At 62.9% G+C, this 19,561-nt stretch carries 15 protein-coding genes; 11 read left to right on the top strand and 4 right to left on the bottom strand.

Annotated elements, in window-relative coordinates; all coding sequences use genetic code 11:
• Positions 1-190: 190 nt before the first annotated feature.
• The 8 genes from G502_RS0107130 to phoB all read left to right on the top strand — a co-directional run bounded on the left by G502_RS0107130 (position 191) and on the right by phoB (position 10,401).
• Positions 191-2,467, top strand: coding sequence for an NADP-dependent malic enzyme (locus G502_RS0107130; RefSeq protein WP_022727975.1), 2,277 nt, complete (start codon positions 191-193; stop codon positions 2,465-2,467).
• Positions 2,468-2,616: 149 nt separating this feature from the next.
• Entirely contained in the window at positions 2,617-4,068 is a 1,452-nt protein-coding gene (locus G502_RS19105) for an ATP-binding protein (protein WP_022727974.1), read from the top strand.
• A gap of 192 nt (positions 4,069-4,260) precedes the next feature.
• Complete coding sequence (locus tag G502_RS0107115) at positions 4,261-5,304, top strand: substrate-binding domain-containing protein (RefSeq protein ID WP_022727973.1); 1,044 nt, start codon at positions 4,261-4,263, stop codon at positions 5,302-5,304.
• Positions 5,305-5,379: 75 nt separating this feature from the next.
• Entirely contained in the window at positions 5,380-6,768 is a 1,389-nt protein-coding gene (gene pstC, locus G502_RS0107110; protein ID WP_022727972.1) for a phosphate ABC transporter permease subunit PstC, read from the top strand.
• Entirely contained in the window at positions 6,761-8,077 is a 1,317-nt protein-coding gene (gene pstA, locus G502_RS0107105) for a phosphate ABC transporter permease PstA (RefSeq protein WP_022727971.1), read from the top strand. Before pstC ends, pstA begins: the two co-directional genes overlap by 8 nt.
• Before the next feature lie 24 nt (positions 8,078-8,101).
• Entirely contained in the window at positions 8,102-8,911 is an 810-nt protein-coding gene (gene pstB / locus G502_RS0107100; RefSeq protein ID WP_022727970.1) for a phosphate ABC transporter ATP-binding protein PstB, read from the top strand.
• Between the two features lie 30 nt (positions 8,912-8,941).
• Positions 8,942-9,712: a phosphate signaling complex protein PhoU gene (gene phoU, locus G502_RS0107095; RefSeq protein WP_022727969.1), complete on the top strand. Its 771-nt coding sequence runs from the start codon at positions 8,942-8,944 to the stop codon at positions 9,710-9,712.
• Positions 9,709-10,401, top strand: a complete 693-nt coding sequence (phoB, locus tag G502_RS0107090) for a phosphate regulon transcriptional regulator PhoB (RefSeq protein ID WP_022727968.1) — start codon at positions 9,709-9,711, stop codon at positions 10,399-10,401. Before phoU ends, phoB begins: the two co-directional genes overlap by 4 nt.
• A 13-nt stretch (positions 10,402-10,414) precedes the next feature.
• Here the strand turns inward: phoB and G502_RS0107085 are convergent, their stop codons facing one another.
• The 4 genes from G502_RS0107085 to G502_RS0107070 form a co-directional block, all read right to left on the bottom strand.
• Complete coding sequence (locus G502_RS0107085; RefSeq protein ID WP_022727967.1) at positions 10,415-13,150, bottom strand: bifunctional acetate--CoA ligase family protein/GNAT family N-acetyltransferase; 2,736 nt, start codon at positions 13,148-13,150, stop codon at positions 10,415-10,417.
• 81 nt (positions 13,151-13,231) lie between these two features.
• Entirely contained in the window at positions 13,232-13,756 is a 525-nt protein-coding gene (locus G502_RS19100) for an O-acetyl-ADP-ribose deacetylase (RefSeq protein ID WP_022727966.1), read from the bottom strand.
• A 62-nt stretch (positions 13,757-13,818) separates the two neighbouring features.
• Positions 13,819-13,950, bottom strand: a complete 132-nt coding sequence (locus tag G502_RS22775) for a hypothetical protein (RefSeq protein WP_022727965.1) — start codon at positions 13,948-13,950, stop codon at positions 13,819-13,821.
• A 44-nt stretch (positions 13,951-13,994) separates the two neighbouring features.
• Positions 13,995-14,876, bottom strand: a complete 882-nt coding sequence (locus G502_RS0107070) for a LysR family transcriptional regulator (RefSeq protein ID WP_022727964.1) — start codon at positions 14,874-14,876, stop codon at positions 13,995-13,997.
• 109 nt (positions 14,877-14,985) lie between these two features.
• Between G502_RS0107070 and G502_RS0107065 the strand changes: the two genes are divergently transcribed.
• The 3 genes from G502_RS0107065 (at position 14,986) to G502_RS19095 (ending at position 19,432) form a co-directional block, all read left to right on the top strand.
• Positions 14,986-16,545: a proton-conducting transporter transmembrane domain-containing protein gene (locus G502_RS0107065; RefSeq protein ID WP_022727963.1), complete on the top strand. Its 1,560-nt coding sequence runs from the start codon at positions 14,986-14,988 to the stop codon at positions 16,543-16,545.
• A gap of 22 nt (positions 16,546-16,567) precedes the next feature.
• Positions 16,568-18,991 carry a YbcC family protein gene (locus G502_RS0107060; protein WP_022727962.1) on the top strand — a complete coding sequence of 808 codons (2,424 nt, stop codon included), beginning with the start codon at positions 16,568-16,570 and terminating at the stop codon, positions 18,989-18,991.
• A 255-nt stretch (positions 18,992-19,246) separates the two neighbouring features.
• Positions 19,247-19,432 (top strand): hypothetical protein, encoded by a 186-nt coding sequence (locus tag G502_RS19095; RefSeq protein ID WP_155957809.1) that lies wholly within the window; start codon positions 19,247-19,249, stop codon positions 19,430-19,432.
• Positions 19,433-19,561 lie beyond the last annotated feature (129 nt).

Genomic DNA, 19,561 nt, shown 5'->3' with positions numbered 1-19,561 from the left:
ACGATGCGAAAGCCTATCATTTCCTGTCGAACGAGCACGCGTCAATCACAGCGCCGCCGGAAATTCGGCGCCATGCGACAGCCCACCGGGTTCATCGTTTCCTCAGGCATCGACTTGCACTAACATTCCGCGTCCGGATAAAGCGTCGCAACGCTTTGCGGCCTGAGCAGAACAAGAAAAGAGACTGGGAATGGAAAAGAAAACGCCCCGGACGAACGCAGCCGAAGCCCTGGATTTTCACGCACAGGGACGGCCAGGAAAGCTTGAAATCACGCCCACGAAACCGCTGACCACACAGCGCGATCTGTCGCTGGCCTATTCCCCGGGCGTGGCCGAACCCTGCCTGCGCATCGCCGACGACGTCTCCCTGGCCTATGATTACACGGCGAAGGGAAACCTGGTCGCGGTCATATCCAACGGCACCGCTGTCCTGGGTCTCGGCAACCTCGGGGCCGCAGCTTCCAAACCCGTGATGGAAGGCAAGGCCGTCCTCTTCAAGCGCTTTGCCGATGTGGATGGCTTCGATCTCGAGGTTTCCACCGAGGACGTGGACGAGTTCATCAACTGCGTGCGCTTCCTGGGCGCCTCCTTCGGCGGGATCAACCTGGAGGACATCAAGGCCCCCGAATGCTTCATCATCGAACAGCAGCTGAAGGAGCTGCTGGACATCCCGGTCTTCCATGACGACCAGCATGGCACGGCCATCATCGCGGCGGCCGGCATCATCAACGCCCTGCACCTCACCGGACGTGAGATGCCCGAAGCGAAGATGGTCATAAACGGGGCCGGCGCGGCCGGCATCGCCTGCGCCGAACTGGTGAAGGCCATGGGCTTCAAGACTGAGAACGTCATCATCTGCGACACCAAGGGCGTGATCCACCAGGGCCGCAAGGAAGGCATGAACCAATGGAAATCGGCCCATGCCGTCAAGACGGATCGCCGGACCCTGGCCGAGGCCCTGGAGGGGGCGGATATCTTCTTCGGCCTGTCGGCGAAGGGCGCACTGACCCAGGACATGGTGAAGTCCATGGCCGACGATCCCGTGATCTTCGCCATGGCCAATCCCGACCCGGAAATCACGCCGGAAGAGGTGGCCGAAGTGCGCAACGACGCTATCATGGCGACCGGCCGCTCGGACTATCCCAACCAGGTCAACAACGTGCTGGGCTTTCCCTATATCTTCCGCGGAGCCTTGGACGTCCGCGCCTCGACCATCAACATGGAGATGAAGGTGGCCGCTGCCGAGGCACTGGCGGCGCTGGCCCGTGAGGATGTGCCCGACGAGGTGGACCGCGCCTATTCCGGCCGCCGCCTGCGGTACGGCCGAGAGTACATCATTCCCGCACCCTTCGACCCCCGCCTGATCGTCAAGGTTCCGCTGGCCGTGGCACAGGCGGCCGTCGACAGCGGCGTCGCCCGCAAACCTATCGAGGATATGGAGGGCTATGTACAGCAGCTCACTGGACGGCTCGACCCCACCGCCTCCAGCCTGCAGAACATCTTCGAGAAGGTCCGCCATTCGCCGCGCCGCGTGGTCTTCGCCGAAGGCGAGGAAGAGACGACGATCCGTGCCGCCCTGTCCTACTACAACGCCGGTTTCGGCACGCCGATCCTGGTGGGGCGCGAGGAACGCATAAAGGAAACCATGCAGGCCATCGGTCTGCAGGGCGATTTCGCCGAGATCGTCAATGCAGCGATCGGAAATCACAGGGAACGCTATACCGAGTTCCTCTACAATCGCCTGAATCGCAAGGGCCAGCTGTTCCGGGATTGCCAGAGGATGGTCAACCAGAACCGCAATGTCTTCGCCGGCTGCATGCTGGCCTGTGGCGAGGCCGACGCCCTGGTGACCGGGCTTACGCGGCCCTTCAACATCGCCTACGACGACCTCAGGCTCTGCCTGGACAGCCGTCCGAACCACCAGGTCTACTGCCTGAACATCATGGTCTATCGCGGCCGCTCGATCTTCATCGCGGACACCCAGATTCACGAGCTGCCACCTGCCGAAGTCCTGGCGGACATCACCGAACAGGCCGCCGAGACGGCCCGGGCCATGGGGCATGAACCCCGCGTGGCCCTGCTCAGTTTCTCCAACTTCGGCAATCCACCGCGCGAGAAGGCCGTACGCGTACGCGAAGCGCTGGATCTGTTGGACGCACGCCAGCCGGATTTCGAGTACGACGGAGAGATGCAGGCCGACGTGGCGCTGAACCATGACCTGATGATGGAGCTCTATCCTTTCTGTCGCCTCTCGGGGCCCGCCAACGTCCTGATCATGCCGGCCCTTCACTCAGCCAACATCGTCACCAAGCTGGTCAAGGAGCTTGGCTCCGGAACCATGATCGGCCCGCTGCTCATGGGTCTTGGCAAACCGGCCCAGATCGTCAGCCTGGGCTCAACCGTCAGCGACCTGGTCACCTCGGCGGCGCTTGCAGCGCACGGTGCGATCCAGAACCGCGGCGACTGACGTACAGGCCTTCCGCTGACGGTTTGCCCGGAGACCTCCGATGCAATCGGTCTGTCTCGGTTTTGTAACAGTCGTCTGCTAGGCTCTGGCTCGGCGTGGTCACCGCGTCGGGTCAAGGGTCCGTATCAGCAATTTCAGGGAAGGACAGGATGTCCCGCAAGGCCCAGCTCTGGCGCTATCTGCCGCTTGCCACCCTCGCCCTGTCGGCCCCGGCGGGACTGGTGCTGTTGCTGTTCCTCATCATCGGCCTCCTGCCCTGGACCTGGGCCTTATTGGGTTTCCTGGCCGTCCTTCTGGGAACCGGAGTTCTTCTGCGCCAGCATTTCCGGCATCTCCACGGGCTGTATGACTACCTCGAATCCATTCGCCAGCCCTCGCACCGATCGGCCCGGGGCATATTGCCCCGCCCGCCGTCGGCTGGCGCGGACATCCTCTCCCCGCATCTGGATGCCGCCATCTATCATACGGCCAGCGAACGCGAACGGCAGAAGCAGGAGCTGCAGGAGGTAACCGCCAACAGCCAGGCGATCCTTTCCGCCCTACCGGACCCCCTGCTGATGCTGGATCGGACACGTCGCATCCTGGGCGCCAACGAAGCCGCCCTGAAATTGCTGGGCAGCGATCTTGCCAAGCGCGACCTGCTCTCTGTCGTGCGTCACCCTTCGCTTGTCGCGGCCGCCGATGCCGTCATCGCCGGCGAAGCGGAGCAGGAAGTGGACTTCCAGCTGCACGACGATATAGAGCGACACTTCAGCGCCCGGGTCGTGCCGCTCCAAACGCCCGCATCCGACGGAACCATCGCCATCGTTGCCCTGCATGACCTGACGGCCGCCTATCGCGCCGAACGCATGCGCGCCGACTTCGTTGCCAACGCCAGTCATGAGCTGCGCACTCCCTTGTCCAGCCTGATCGGCTTCATCGAAACCCTGCGCGGCCCGGCCCGGGATGACAGCGAAGCCCGGGAGTCCTTCCTAACAATCATGCAGGATCAGACAAGCCGCATGATCCGGCTGGTGGAAGACCTGTTGAGCCTGTCTCGCATCGAGATGCGCGAGCACTCCCTGCCCGCCAGCGAAATCGCCTTAAATCCCCTGCTGGAAAAGCTCCTCCAGACCCTGGATTTCAGGGCCCGGGACAAGAACATTCGCCTGAAGGTCGAACTTCCGGACCTGCCGCCGGTGGTGGGCGACGCGGATGAATTGACCCAGGTTTTCCAGAATCTCGTCGACAACGCAATCAAGTACGGCCGTCCCGACAGTGAAGTGAAGATCAGTGGCGCAATCGTGCAACCCGACAGCGATGCCGGCGCGCGGCGGCTGGGGCGTTCAGGCCTGGCCATTCACGTCATCGACCAGGGCGAGGGCATCTCGCGTCAGCACCTGACCCGATTGACCGAACGTTTCTATCGCGTGGACAACGCCCGCTCGCGCGAACTGGGGGGCACCGGCCTGGGGCTGGCCATCGTGAAGCATATCCTCAACCGCCATCGCGGCTTCCTGAAGGTGGACAGCGAAGTAGGCAGAGGTTCGACCTTTACCGTCTACCTGCCTGCCGAAACCCGAGCGGAGCAGGAAAGCCTGAAGGATCGCCAATCCGACTAGACCTTGCGCATGAAACTTCGGTCCCGGGTCTGTAAAAAAAACGGCCGGGTTTCAAAAAACCGTAACACAAAGGTCATATAACCTTTTCCAAGTCTGGATAGGGTCAGCCGCATCGTTGAGGCCCGCAGGCACGTGACCTGTGCCTCAAGGGATCCAAATCTGAAACTGCACCCTTCAGGAGGTGAGCAACTCATGAAAAAGGTTCTTCTTGCCAGCACCCTGGCGGCCGCGGCCCTGGCTGTAGCCTCCGGCGCCCAGGCCCAGTCCCGCGAACAGCTTCGCGGCGTGGGTTCCTCGACCGTCTTTCCCTATTCCACGGTGCTCGCCGAGGAATTCGCCAACATGACCGGCAATGCGGCCCCGGTCATCGAGTCCACCGGCACCGGCGGCGGCATGCAGATCTTCTGCCAGGGTGTCGGCGTGGACCATCCCGACCTGACCGGTGCGTCGCGTGCCATGAAGCAATCGGAATACGAACTCTGTGGCGGCAATGGTGTCGACGACATCAGCGAACAGCTGCTCGGCTACGACGGCATTGCCCTGGCCACCAGCCGTGACGGCGAGGTTTTCGACATCAGCCTGGCCGAATTGCACCAGGCCCTGGCCGCCGAGGTCGCAGTCGATGGCGAGATCGTCGAAAACCCGCACGAGACCTGGACCGACGTGAACCCCGATTTCCCCGATGCCGAGATCCAGGTCATGGGGCCGCCACCGACCTCCGGCACGCGCGATGCCTGGGTCGAGCTGGTGATGGAAGCCGGCTGCAGCGAGTTCGAGGCCATCGAAGCCCTGCACGAAAGCGACGAGGTTCGCTATGAGGAAGTCTGCCAGCGCATGCGCGAGGACGGTAAGTTCATCGAAGCCGGCGAGAACGACAACCTGATCGTCCAGCGCCTCGATTCCGATCCCACGGCCTACGGCATCTTCGGCTATTCCTTCTTCTACGAGAATCAGGACAGCCTGCAGGTGGTCTCCATCGAGGGCGTCGAACCTGCGGAAGCCACAATCGCCGACGGTTCGTACCCTGTCTCCCGGCCGATCTTCCTCTATTACAAGAACGCCCATCGCGGTGTCATTCCAGGCATGGAAGCCTTCATCGAAGAGGCCACCAACGAGGCCGCCATCGGTCCGGGCGGCTATCTGACGGACATCGGCCTGGTGCCGGCGCCCGAAAACGAGCGGGCCGAAACCCGTGAGAGCGTGCGCAACGGCGAACACATGAGCCGCTTCGAGTAAGGATCCCTTCACCCGGCGGCGCGAGACCGACACAGTTTCGCGCCGCCATTTCTTCTTGGCAGGTACTCCAGCATCATGCCCCTGACCACCGTTGCCCTGATCGTCATCCTGCTGGCCGTCTACGGTTATTTCCTGGGCAAACGGCGCGCCTGGAAACTGGCAGGCGATGGTGCGGTGGCAGGCAAGCTGCACTCCCTGCCAGCCTATCACGGGTCTTACGTCGCACTCTGGGCGGCCCTGCCCAGCCTGGTGGTCCTGCTCTGCTGGAGCCTTTTCGGACAGGCGATCATCGACCAGATGGCCTTGTATTCCCTGCCTGCGGAACGGCTGGAAGGTGCGGACGCAGGCAAGCGCGGGCTGTTGCTAGCGACCATCAAGAACACGGCTTTCGGCGGGGGCTTCGCCTCGGACGATCCGGTCATCATTGCCGCGGCCGAGTACATGAACAGCCTGCAGGCGAGCGGCCAGTGGGCTGTCGGCATCCTGGCGCTGGCACTCTCCCTCATGGCGCTGGCCTTTGCCGCGCGTCATCTCGCCCCGCAGTTTCAGGCGCGCCATCGCGTGGAACGCACGGCCCAGGTGCTGATGATCCTCTGCTCGGTGATCGCCATCATCACGACCTTCGGTATCGTGATCTCACTGTTCTTCGAATCCCTGCGCTTCTTCGAACGCTATTCCATCATCGATTTTGTCTTCGGGCTGAAGTGGAGTCCGCAGACCGCCATCCGCGAGGACCAGGTGGGCTCCTCCGGCGCGTTCGGGGCCGTGCCGGTCTTCATGGGCACCATGCTGATCGCGGCCATCGCCATGGCTGTGGCCGTGCCCATTGGCCTGTTGAGCGCCATCTACCTGTCGGAGTATGCGCCTTCGCGCATCCGCGGTTCGATCAAGCCCGTGCTGGAGGTGCTGGCCGGAATTCCGACCATCGTCTACGGTTTCTTCGCCGCCCTTACGGTAGCGCCGGCCTTCCGGCAGGTCGGCGAGGTCCTGGGCCTTCCGGTCTCGGCCAACAGCGCCCTGGCCGCCGGCTCGGTCATGGGCATCATGATCATTCCCTTCGTCTCCTCGCTGTCGGACGACGCGATCCGCGCAGTCCCGCAGTCCCTGCGCGAAGGCTCCGCCGGCCTGGGCGCGACCAAGTCCGAAACCATCCGCCAGGTGATCTTTCCGGCCGCCCTGCCCGGCATTGTCGGCGCCATCCTGCTGGCCGTCAGCCGCGCGGTGGGCGAGACCATGATCGTTGTCATGGCCGCCGGCCTGTCCGCCAACCTGACACTCAACCCGCTGGAGCAGGTCACAACCGTGACGGTCCAGATCGTGGCCAACCTGACGGGCGACACGGCCTTCGACAGCGCCAAGACGCTGTCCGCCTTCGCGTTGGGCTTCATGCTCTTCCTGACCACGCTCTGCCTCAATGTCATGGCCATCCTGGTGGTCCGCAGATATCGCGAGAAATATGACTGATACGACCCCGAGCTCCTTCCCGACACACGGCCTGCACACCTCGGCGGCAGCCCAGGACCGCCTGCGCCGTCGCTATGCCGCCGAACGGCGTTTCCGGCTCTACGGCATTGCCGCGATCGTGGCGGCACTGGGCGTGCTCGCGGTGCTGCTCTTCACCATCGTCAGCCAGGGCTATACCGCCTTCGTGAACACGGAGATCGAGCTGGAGGTCTATGTCGATCCCGCCGACTTCACCTTCGAGGGGACGACGCCCACGGCTGAGGAAATCGGCGCCGGCAACTACCGCAACCTGCTGTCCAGCGCCCTCGCGGAAAACCTGCCGAATGCCGACGCTCCCGGCGCGGCGCGCGATCTGCGCGGCGTCCTCAGCGGCCAGGGCTACCGGCAACTGCGTGCGCGCCTGCTGGCGGAGCCGTCACTGATCGGCCAGCGCGTGTCCATGTCCTTCCTGGCCAGCAGCGACATCGACCAGGCCTTCAAGGGCAACACACCCCGCGTCGTCCCCGAGGAACGCCGGCGCGTCAGCAACCTGCAGTACGAATGGATGGACTACCTGGAGAACCAGGGGCAGATCTCCACCAGCTTCAACTCCAACCTCTTTACCCAGGCCGACAGCCGGCAGCCGGAACAGGCCGGCCTGTGGGGCGCCATCGTGGGTTCGTTCTATCTGATGCTGGTTGTCGCGGTCCTCTCGATCCCCCTCGGGGTCGGCGCCGCCATCTATCTGGAGGAGTTCGCGCCGAAGAATCGCCTGACCAGCTTCATCGAGATCAACATTAACAACCTGGCGGCCGTGCCCTCGATCATCTTCGGCCTGCTGGGCCTGGCGGTCTTCATCCAGGTCTTCGGGCTGCCGCGCTCGGCACCCCTGGTGGGCGGCCTGGCCCTGACACTCATGACCCTGCCCACCATCATCATCGCCGCGCGCGCCAGCCTGCGCTCCATCCCGCCCTCGATCCGCGAGGCCGCCTACGGCCTGGGCGCCTCCAAGATGCAGATGGTCTTCCATCACGTGCTGCCGCTGGCCCTGCCGGGCATCCTCACCGGCTCCATCATCGGCCTGGCGCAGGCGCTGGGAGAAACCGCTCCACTGCTGATGATCGGCATGAACGCCTTCATCACCTCGGCCCCGGACTCGATGTTCAGTCCCTCCACGGCGCTGCCCTCGCAGATCTATATCTGGGCCGATTCCTCCGAGCGTGGTTTCGTCGAGCGCACCTCGGCAGGTATCATGGTGCTGCTCGGCTTCCTGATCCTCATGAATGCAACAGCGATCTTCCTGCGCAAGCGGTTCGAGAAACGCTGGTAACGGGGCCGAACGAAAGCGACGATCATGAATTACGAGACCAAGACGGCGGAAAAGCTAATGGCGGCTGAGAACATCGGCGAAACGAAGATGCGGGCCCGTGACGTGAGGGTCAGCTACGGCGACAGCGAGGCCCTGCACGGTGTGAACCTGGACGTCCGCCCCAACGAGGTGCTGGCGCTGATCGGGCCTTCGGGCTGCGGCAAGTCGACCTTCCTGCGCTGCCTGAATCGCATGAACGACACCATCGACATCTGCCGGATCAGTGGCGAGATTACTTTGGATGGCCAGAACATCTACGATCGCTCCATCGATCCCGTCCAGTTGCGTGCACGGGTCGGCATGGTCTTCCAGAAGCCCAATCCCTTTCCCAAGTCGATCTTCGACAACGTGGCCTACGGTCCGCGCATTCACGGCTTCACACGCGACAAGGAGGAACTGCGGCAGATCGTGGAAACCAGCCTGCGCCGCGCCGGGCTGTGGAAGGAAGTGCACGACCGCCTGGACGAGCCCGGCACAGGCCTGTCGGGTGGCCAGCAGCAGCGCCTGTGCATCGCGCGCGCCATTGCGGTCAATCCGGAAGTGATCCTGATGGACGAGCCCTGCTCGGCGCTGGACCCCATTGCCACGGCCCTGATCGAAGAGCTGATCGACGAGATCAAGCAGAGCTATACCATCGTGATCGTCACTCACAACATGCAGCAGGCCGCGCGTGTCTCGCGCCGCACTGCCTTCTTCCATCTGGGCAACCTGGTGGAGGTTGGCGAGACCGAGCAGATCTTCACCAACCCCGGCGACCAGCGCACACAGGATTATATTACGGGCCGTTTCGGCTGATGCCCCCGGCCCTATCCGCGGAGAGTTACGATGACTTCAGAGCAAGGCGACCACATCATCCGGTCCTACGATGAGGAACTGGAACACCTGAAGGAACTGATCGCCCGCATGGGCGGTCTGGCGGAAACCCAGCTGGCCGACGCCGTGGATAGCCTGGTGCGCAATGACCAGGAACTGGCCACGCGCACCATCCGCAACGACGAGAAGATCGACGAGATCGAGCATGAGCTCGATACCTACACCGTGCGGATGCTGGCCCTGCGCCAGCCCGTGGCCTCAGACCTGCGCATGGTCATTTCGGCGCTAAAGGTGGCCAGCGACCTGGAACGCATCGGTGACTATGCCGCCAACGTGGCCAAGCGGGCGGTGGCCCTGCACCATCAGCAGCCGCTGGATCCCGTGCGCTCCCTGCCGCGCATGGCCAAGCTGGTGCAGACCAACATCAAGCGGGTCCTGGACGCCTATGCCAAACGCGATGCCAACATGGCGCTGAACGTCTGGGAAAGCGACCAGGAAATCGACGAGATGTACACCAGCCTGTTCCGCGAGACCCTGACCTACATGATGGAGGATCCACGCTCCATCACGTCGGGAACCCACCTGCTGTTCATCGCCAAGAACATCGAGCGCATCGGCGATCACGCCACCAACATCGCCGAAATCGTCTATTTCATGGCCACCGGCAACCAGATCATGATCGACCGCCCCAAGGGCGATACCTCCAGCTTCGCGGTTGTCGAACCGCCGAACGAGGACAAGACCCCCGGTTCGGGATCCAACAACGGAGATGAACAAAAATGAAGCCGGTCATCCTGATCGTCGAGGATGAAGCAGCGCTGGTCACCCTGTTGCGGTACAACCTGGAACGCGAAGGCTATGACCTGCTCGAGGCCCGGGACGGGGAAGAGGCCCTGACCGTCGCCCAGGAAGAGAAGCCCGACCTGATCCTGCTGGACTGGATGCTGCCGCTCATGTCCGGGCTCCAGGTCTGCCGCCAGCTGCGCCGCGATCGCGAGACCCGCGAAATTCCCATCATCCTGCTGACCGCGCGCGGCGAGGAAACCGACAAGGTGCGCGGTCTGGAAAGCGGCGCAGACGACTATATCACCAAACCCTTCTCGCCCGCCGAGCTGCTGGCCCGTGTGCGCGCTGTCCTGCGACGCGCGGTTCCTGCAACTTCGGGAGAAACCCTGAGTTTCGCGGACATTTCCGTGGATCTCAACGCCCACAGGGTGCGCCGGGGCGAACGCAACGTTCACCTGGGCCCCACCGAGTTCCGCCTGCTCAGCCACCTCATGCAGCACCCCGGCCGGGTCTTCAGCCGCGAGCAGCTGTTGGATGCCGTCTGGGGTCATGATGTCTATGTCGAGCCGCGCACCGTGGACGTGCATATACGCCGTCTGCGCAAGGCCCTGAACGAGGGCGAGCAGAGCGACTTGATCCGCACGGTGCGCTCGGCCGGCTACTCCCTGGACTCGCCCAGTGCCTGAAAGCCCGGCCTGATCAAGCCTTGCCCTGGGATTTGGCCGGCTCCAGCTTCCGGCTCACACGGACAACGTTGGTGTCTTCGGCCAGCAGGCGACGATCGAAGCCCAGATCCTTGACCAGCTGAAGCATGCGCGCATTCTCGCTCAGGACATCCCCCCAGACTTCCTGGATGCCGCGGCGGGCGGCATAATCCAGGATGCGCCGCATCAACAGGTACCCAAGACCCCGCCCCTTGATGTCAGAGCGCACCGCCACGGCATATTCTGCGCGCTCGTTCTCGGGATCGGCCGCAATGCGCACCACGCCCCACAAATCCTCCGGATTCTCCGGAGAGATGGCGACCAGCGCCATTTCGCGATTGTAGTCGATCTGGGTAAAGCGCGCGGCGGACTCATGGCTCAACTCGGCCATGTGCGAGAAGAAGCGCATGCGCACATCGTCTGGCGTCAGGTGCTTGTAGAGCTCATTCAGGGCCGGCTCGTCCTCGGGCCGGATCGGCCGCATGAAGATCTCCGTCCCATCCATCAAGTGCCCCCACTGCTCCAGCAGGCGCGGGTAGGGCCGGATGGCCAGGCGATAGGCAGGACCACGGCTGTTGTCCACCGCGTCGCGTGGCATCAGCCGCACGCGGGCATCCAGGGCGATCACGCCCTTTTCGTCGGCCAACAGGGGATTGATGTCGATTTCGCGCACTTCGGGCCGCTCGGCCGCAATCTGCGAGAGATGCATCAGCGCCGCTGCAATGGCGTCAAGGTCGGCAGGCGCCTGAGCGCGATAGCCCTTCAGGCGGTCGTGAATCCGGGTTTCGGCCATCAACGAATGAGCCAGTGTCATGTTGAGCGGCGGCAGGCCAACCGCCTTGTCACGGATAACCTCGACGGCAGTGCCCCCTTCACCAAACAGGATCACCGGGCCAAACTGGCGATCCTCGGTCAGGCCCAGGATCAACTCCTGAGCCCCGGGACGCCGGCACATGGCCTGGACGCTGAAGCCATCCACCTGGGCCTCGGGCCGGGCCTGCCGCACGCGTTTCAGCATTTCTTCGGCCGCTATCCGCACCCTGTCACTGTTGGCCAGGTCCAGCTTCACACCGCCCACATCGCTCTTGTGCGTGATGTCCGGGGACAGGATCTTGAGGGCAACGGGAAAGCCGATTTCCTCGGCCTGGCGCACGGCCTCGTCCGGATCAGCAGCCTTGCGGGTCTCCACTGTGGCGACGCCATAGCAGGACAGCAGGGCCTTGGCTTCAGGCTCGCTCAACCATTCGCGGCCTTCGGCCAGGGCCTCTTCCAGCAAGGCTTGCACCGATTCACGGTCCGGATCCTTCTCATCCGGCAGACTGGCTGGCGTTTCCATCAGCTCTTCCTGGCCGCGGCGGTAACGCACCAGGTGCATGAAGCCCCGTACTGCCCGCTCCGGCGTATCATAGGTAGGAATGTGGCTCTCGGCGAAGAGCGAACGTGACTCGGCCACGGCCTGGTCACCGAGCCAGGCGGTAAAGATCGGCTTTCGTTTCCGGGACGGTCGCGCTTGAACGGTTTCAATAACGCTCTCTGCCACGGCATTCGGGTCCGCCACCGCCACGGGACAATGCATGACCAGCAGGGCATCCACGCCCTTGTCTTCCAGCAGGTTCTGCGTTGCGTTCCGATAGCGTTCCGGATCCGCATCCCCGACGATGTCCACGGGGTTGCCGTGACTCCAGGTAGGCGGAAGGGCCGCTTCCAGGCCCTGCATTGTCTCGTCCGAAAGCTCTGCCAGGTGACCCTTGTGTTCGATCAGCGCATCGGTGGCCAGGACGCCCAGGCCGCCGCCATTGGTCAGGATGGCCAGCCGATCACGGTCCCCATGCCGCAGCGGTGTGGATGTCGCCAGTGTCTGTACCGCATCGAACAGTTCCTCCAGCGTGAAAACGCGCAACACGCCAGCCCGCCGGAAGGCCGCGTCATAGACCTCGTCCGCACCTGCCAGGGCGCCGGTATGCGAGGTTGCAGCCTTCGCCGCTTCGGCATTGCGGCCGCCCTTGATGACGATGACCGGCTTGATGCGTGCACAGGCCCGAGCCGCCGACATGAACTTGCGCGCGTCAGTGACCGCCTCGACATAGAGCATTACGGCACGCGTTTGAGGGTCCACCGCCAGGTAGTCCAGCATGTCCCCGAAATCCACGTCCGCCATGTCACCCAGGGAGACAACATGGGAGAAGCCGATGCCGCGCCCTGTGGCCCAATCCAGCATGGCCGTCACGATAGCCCCCGACTGGGTGACGAAAGCCATGTCTCCGGGCAGGGCGGCCTGGTGAGCGAAACTGGCATTCAGGCCCTGGTGTGGGGCCAGCAGCCCGACGCAATTGGGACCGACCACTCGCAGCGTGTGGGGTCGCGCGGCAGACAGCATCGCCTGACGCAGGTTATGACCCGTTTCCTGTCCGCCTTCGCCGAAACCGGCGGTTACCACCACGACAGCCTTGGTTCCGCGCTCGGCCAGCTCGCGGGTGAGGTCCGGCACGGTTTCCGGCGGGGTGCAGATGATGGCCAGGTCGGGCACGCGCGGCAGGGAGGCAACGGAGGGATAGGCCAGCACGCCCTCGATGGATTCCCGACGTGGATTGACCGGCATGATGGGGCCCTGGAAGCCGCTATGAAACAGGTTGCGGGCCAGAAAGTGACCGACCGATCCCTTGCGTCCGCTGGCCCCGATCAGGGCGACGCTGCGGGGGTGGAAGAAGGATTCAAGATTGCGCGTGGTCACGGTGCTGTCTCCCTGGTCCTGTCAGATCCACTTACAGGATGCCGCACTGCAGCGTAAACAGCGGGCAAGGACTGGCAAGTGTCATTCCGGGCTGTCCCCGGACAACAGGTCCCGGTAGACGGCGGCCGTTTCCTCATCGAAGACACAGAAGACGACCCTTGCGGGATGCACCTGCATCTTCATCGCCTCCCGCACGCTGGAGACCGCAATCCGCGCCGCGCGCGCCATGGGAAACCCGAAAATTCCTGTCGAGATGGCCGGAAAGGCGAGGGAATCCAGTCCGTTCTCCTCGGCCAGGCGCAGGCTGTTCCTGTAACAGCTGGCCAGTGCGTCCTCTTCACCGCTGTCTCCGCCCTGCCAGACCGGGCCCACGGCGTGAATGACATGGGTGGCAGGCAGGCCGAAACCCGGCGTGATCCGTGATTCGCCCGTGGGACAGCCGCCCAGCCTTCGGCAGGCCTCGGCAAGCTCAGGACCGGCCGCCCGGTGAATGGCGCCACAGACTCCTCCGCCGGGCCGTAGCTCGCTGTTGGCCGCATTGACGATGGCATCAACCGCAAGCTGGGTGATATCTCCCTTGTACAGCTCCAGTTTCCGCTCGGTCATGTTCGCAAGTCTATCAGGGGCTTTGTCGCGGTCAAAGTCTCAGCGTTGGTTCAATAAGTGGTTCATGGCTGATCCTTCCAGGGACGCCAACCGAAGCTGCGCTCGATCACGAAGCTGTGGAAGAAGGCCTCGCCTGGAAGCCGGGAGCGGTCGTAAGCGTCATCGGCAAAGATATATACCCGAGCCTGAGCCATCTACGCGCCGGCGCTATCCGAGATAACTGACCAGGTGCGTTCTTTCACGCAGCTAAATTGGAAATCAGCTCTCTCAGAAGAGGATTGGGAAACCGCCGTGACAGTGTCACCGCATAGAAGGTTTCACTTAGTTGCGGGAATCTCTCGATCTCGACAAGCCGTCCGTTCTCAAGCTCATCCTTGACCACGATCGGCGGCACGACGGCAAGACCGGCGCCTTCGCGCACAAGAAGTCGGATCATCGCCATGTCATCCACCTCCGCAGCGATGCGGGGGCGGATGTGGAGGCGGTCGAACAGGGCTTCGATGCTGGACCGGATGCTGCTCTCGATGGTTGGCAGAACAAGCGGTTTGTGCGCGAGCAGTTCCTCGAAGGGGACTCTTTCGCCGATCATTGCAGGTTTCCCGATGAGGCTGACCGGTTGTTCGGCAATTGCATGCGATATCCAGGGGGTCGCTGCATCGCGCGGAGGCGTTGTGTTGGCCAGAACCACATCGAGGCGATGCGCTTCGAGGTTCTGGAGCAGATCACGGAGCGTGCCCGAACGAATGACGACCTCGACATTGTCGCGACCGAGGAGCGGTCGCAGGAAGCCGATCTGGAAGTTTCTGGAGAGCGTAGCCATCGAGCCGACGCGAAGGATCTGCTTCTGGCCGGAGGGTCTTTCTCCGAGAGTGTTCAGGAGTTCTTCACCGGCCGCGAAGATTGAGTCGGCATGGTCGAGTGCGATGCGGCCCGCCTCCGTCAGGACAAGAGATCGCCCGCGTCGCTCGAACAGCGGTTGACCGAGCTGTTGCTCGAGTTGCCGGATCTGGGTGGAGACTGCGGACTGCGAGACGTTCAGCCGCTCAGCCGCACGGGTCAGGTTCCCCTCGTGCGCCACGGTATGGAAGTACCGGAGATGGTGGAAATTCAGTTCGTTCATATTGTTCTATAAAACAGAACGTTTTGTCTAGAACAATGTATTTTTATTGAGATTAAGGGTGGCGTACAAGCTGCGCAGCCCTGAACTATCCTGGAAAGACCTCCTGCCCATGCCCTACGATCTCATTCCATTGATCGCACCTGCAGTTCTTCTGCTGGCAGCACTGGTCAGCTTTCTGCAGCCGGGCCGGCGCCCGCCGCTCATTCCGAAGCTGACAGAAGCCGCGTCACTGACTGCTCTGGTCGCCTCGATCGGGTCCGTCGCCCTTCTGATCACTGCAGGCCCCCACACCGGACCGGACCTCGGGCTGAGCTGGGTCACTCTTTCCACACGGCTTGACGTGGTCAGTGCGACCATGCTGGTCCTGGTTGCATTCGTCGGCTGGATCGTGCTCCGCTATGCAGCGTCCTATCTCGATGGCGAGGCGCGACAGGGGGCTTTCCTTGGCTGGATGGCCGCTACTCTCGCCGCCGTTCTGCTTCTGGTCCAAGCGGGTAACCTCGTCCACTTCGTCATTGCCTGGATCGCAACCAGCCTGTGCTTGCATCGGCTTCTGCTGTTCTATGGCAGCCGTGTTCAGGCAATCCGGGCTGCCCGCAAGAAGTTCATTGTCGCACGGATCGGCGATGCGGCCCTCATCGGGGCTGCCGGCCTGCTGTTCATCGGCTACGGAACTTTCGACATCGCGACGATCCTGGCTGAGGCACGCGATGGCACCATGCCTGCCGGCGTATCCTGGGCCGCCGTACTTCTCGCATGCGCCGCAGTCTTCAAATCGGCGCAGTTTCCGGTTCATGGCTGGTTGACCGAGGTGATGGAGACTCCAACCCCTGTCTCGGCTCTGTTGCATGCCGGTGTCATCAATGGCGGCGGCTTTCTCTTAATCCGCTTTGCCGATGTGATGCTGCTTAGTCCCGTCGTACTGGCCGTGCTGGTCATGATCGGCGGCTTCACTGCACTGTTTGGCGGGCTCGCCATGCTTAGCCAGTCAGCGATCAAGAACGCGTTCGCCTGGTCGACCATCGCCCAGATGGGCTTCATGATCATGCAGTGCGGCCTGGCTCTCTTCCCGCTGGCGCTTCTGCACATCGTCGCCCACTCGCTTTACAAGGCGCATGCTTTCCTTGCTTCCGGTATTGCGGTTGATGTGGTTGCCCAGATCCACCGGCCCGGTCCGATCGCAATCCCGAGCAGCCGGTCAGTCGGCCGGGCCTTCGCGCTGGCGCTTGCTATCTATGCCGTCATCGGCCTTGGGATTGGCCTGGAAGCCAAATCGCCGCAGGCGCTCGCACTCGGTGCAATCCTGATCTTCGGCGTCTCCTACCTGCTCGCCCAAGGGCTCGCCGACGCCGCGCCATGGAAACTGACCCAGCGGACAGCCCTCTACGCCGTCGCCACCTCGGTCAGCTACTTCAGCCTTCAGACGGGTGCTGAATGGCTGACCAAGGAGACATTGCCGGCAACGCCGGCGCCCGGACCGCTCGAATGGGCGCTGCTTATGCTGACAGTCTCCAGTTTCTGCATGGTCGCTGTGGCCCAGGCCATGTTCCCTCTATGGTCGAATCACCCGGCGGCGGCTGGCCTGCGTGTGCACCTGGTCAACGGCCTTTACGTCAACGCGGTGTTCGACCGGCTGATCGGCAACTGGTCTACCAGACAACAGTCCTGACGCGAAGGGAGAGGCAAGGCTCATGACGAACGATATGGGAATGAATTTCACGGACCTCATTGCGCTTGAAGGGGTCGCCAAAAGGGCCGCTCGGCAGATACCACCGCTCTGGCCGCTGGCGTCCTCTGTGGCTGTGAACCCTTTCCTGGGTCAGACCGGGCAGACCCTGGCACTGACCGGCGCCCGCCTGAGACGTATTGGCGCCGTCCCCGTGACGATGCCACGGGACTGGTACAAGGAACGAATCGCCGCAGGACAGATCACGGATGAAGATCTTTCCGCTGCGCTCGCAGCTTCACCCCATGCCTGCAAGCCAGGCAGCCTTGCCGCCCTGAAGGCAGCGGTTTCCATGGCTGACCCCGAGATCGAACCGCTGACCACCGTCGCAGAACTGGCGTCCCGGAACTGCAACGTCGATTGGCCGGGCATAATCGCCGACCGCATCACTATCTGGGCGGGGGGATATTTCGACAACGGCCAGGCGCTCTGGAGCGCACCTCGAGACCGCTCGGCCTGGGATGCTTGGCGCGCCTATGCAACCCATGACCTGACGCCAGAGGTCATGGGGTTGAAGGGCTTCGCAGCTTTCGTGAAGGATGCACCCGAGAGGCCCACGGAAGCGATCGCCCGCGCGATTGAAAGGCTCGGCCTCTCTGAAGCCGCGCTCGACACCTACTTCCATCAACTCTTGCTGTCGATGGGTGGCTGGGCCCAATACGCGCGCTACGCGCTTTGGCGAGCGGAATTGTCGGAGAGCACCGACACCACGATCATCAGTCTTCTGGCAATACGTCTGCTGTGGGAAGAAGCCCTGTTTACGCAGCATGAAGCTGCAATCCGAGAGGCATGGGCAGTAACAGTCACGGCCCACGAAGCACCGATCGAACCCAGCAGAGACGATATTATCAACGAAATCCTGCAAGAGGCGGCCGAGCGCGCCGCCCAGGATGGCCTCGCCGACACACTCGCCGCGCCCGCGCCGCAGACTGCCGACGCGCGGCCCGAACTCCAGGCAGCCTTCTGCATTGACGTGCGCTCCGAGGTTTTCCGCCGTGCGCTGGAAGCTGTAGATCCGTCCATCCGCACGCTGGGCTTCGCCGGTTTCTTCGGTGTCTTCACGAAGCACCGCCGCTTCGCGTCGGATGTCGAGGAGCTGCGCCTGCCGGTATTGCTGAACCCGACTGTCACGTCCACCTCGGGCAACGAGAACGAACGGGCTGAAGATACCGCGTCACGCTACAAGGCGCGCGCCCAGCGCGCCTGGGGCCGCTTCAAACATGCCGCGGTTTCTTCCTTCGCCTTCGTCGAAGCGATGGGCCCGGTCTATTTCGCCAAGCTGCTGCGCGACGGACTGGGCCTGAGCCCTTTGCCGGTCGCGGAGGACCCTGCGCCACGCTTCGACCCCGCACTCGATCTGGAAACGCGCACCGCTGCGGCCGAGACGGTACTGCGCGCCATGTCGCTGACCAAGGGGTTTGCGCGGACCGTCCTGCTGGTCGGCCATGGAGCCAATGTGGTGAACAACCCCCATGCGAGCGGACTGCAGTGCGGGGCTTGCGGCGGTTATTCCGGCGAGGTGAATGCGCGCCTCCTGGCGCAGCTTCTGAATGACCGCGAAATGCGCCAGGTTCTTGCGGAGCGCGGCATCGCCGTGCCAAACGACACGATATTCGTCGGGGCGCTGCATGACACAACCACAGACCGGATCACCCTCTATGACCATGACATTCCGTCCGAAGACCACAGCACCGATCTGAGACATGCGCGCAGGCAACTCGAGGCCGCCGGAAGGATTGCGCGCGGCGAACGCGTAGCGTACCTGCCGCGCGCAGCCGATGAGAGCGAGATCGACAGGCGTGCCCACAACTGGGCCGAGGTACGGCCCGAATGGGCGCTCGCAGGCTGCAAGGCCTTCATCGCAGCGCCGCGTAGCCGCACTATCGGTCGAAACCTCGACGGGCGCGCCTTCCTGCACGATTATGACTGGAAGCAGGATGAGAAAAACGGGTTCAGTATTCTTGAGTTGATCATGACCGCACCGATCGTCGTTGCTAGCTGGATCAGCCTGCAATATTACGGTTCGACCGTGGCGCCAGAGACATTCGGCTCAGGCAACAAACTCCTGCACAACGTGATTGGCGGCATCGGGGTCTTCGAGGGCAATGGGGGGTCGATGCGCTCTGGTCTGCCCTGGCAGTCCGTACACGACGGCGAGCGCTATATCCACGATCCTCTGCGCCTTTCGGTCTGCATAGAAGCGCCCCGCGAAGCAATGACAGAGATCCTCAGACGCCATGAGAACGTCCGGGAGTTGTTCGACAATCGTTGGCTACACCTCTTCGCGATGAATGAGCAGGGGCGGCTTGCTGTCCGCTACACAGGCGACCTGGAATGGGAGCCGGTCAAGACCGCGCCCGTAGAGCGCAGCTTGGCTGCGGTCGCATGACACCTGCAGGGCAGCGAGCTCCGGCGGATCTCCAGCAAATGACTGAACTGGGGACAGTTTCTGTGCTTCTGCATCCTCTCGCTCAGGACCGGGCGCGCTGCACCAGAAGCTTTCGGTCTGTGCCACTTGCGATCACCGCACCGAGCGCCGTGTCAAAGCGGCGAAAGCTGATCCGTGTCGGCAAAACAGGCGCAATCCTTGATGTGACTTTTAACGGAAGAGGCCATGAAGAGTCAGCGAACAAGGCAGGCATTCTTGAAAGAGGCCGAGGATCGCATTGATTGGGTACTGAAGCATCCAGGCATGAGTGACTGGCTGAAGCAGGCGTTGAGGGATGCTCGGGAGAGGGACCCCGCAGCCGTGCTCAACGACCTTGAACTGCTGAATCAATTGCTGAAGCCGCGCGCCGAGACGCAGATAGATACATCGCTTTTCGACTGATATCGAAAATCCGGTGGTTTCAAACGTCTGGCAACGAGCCAGGGCTGAAGTAAGGGCGGATTGAGGTACAGGATATTGAGTCGGGTCAGGGTCCGGGGTCTCGTAGTGCGATCTCCATAACCCTGGCGC

Origin of the sequence: Fodinicurvata sediminis DSM 21159, assembly GCF_000420625.1 — a bacterium.
GTDB classification, from domain to species: domain Bacteria; phylum Pseudomonadota; class Alphaproteobacteria; order Kiloniellales; family DSM-21159; genus Fodinicurvata; species Fodinicurvata sediminis.
This window is presented reverse-complemented; position numbering and strand designations above follow the sequence as displayed.